Here is a 425-nt window from a genome sequence, read left to right as displayed (position 1 = left end):
AGCCATGATAACTTTTCCAAGAATAGAAATCTAAGTGAGGAGCAAACAATTGTGGGAAGTTCCTTCGCGAAATACCTGGATGGAAAGATCTTACTAGGTGCAGTCGAGTACGCTGACCTACCTGGACTACATTTATTCAACGTTCAGGTAAGAGTTGACACCGGCGCTAACAACTCATCTTTGCACGTCGAAAATATTGAGTATGAAGAGAGGGATAATGAAACTTGGGTCAGTTTTGATTTACCAAAGGATGTCTTTCCTGACCGAAGGGCGAGTAGACGGTCAGCAAAACTCATCGACAAAAGGCTTGTTAAGACCAATAATGAGGCTAAAGAGAAGCGTTGCTTGATTGAAGCGAGTGTCTGCATTGGGAAAAGTCATTGGACGATACCTATCACCTTAACTGACCGCTCTAATATGCGATA

At 42.8% G+C, this 425-nt stretch carries 1 protein-coding gene; it reads left to right on the top strand.

The window, feature by feature from the left end; genetic code table 11:
* Positions 1-51: 51 nt before the first annotated feature.
* Positions 52-425, top strand: a 374-nt coding sequence (locus A3735_RS09450) for a RimK/LysX family protein (protein ID WP_068637989.1), incomplete at its 3' end; no start/stop codon positions are given.

Source organism: Oleiphilus sp. HI0061, assembly GCF_001635675.1.
Note: the sequence above shows the minus strand (reverse complement) of the source record. Positions and strands in the feature narration are given on the sequence as shown.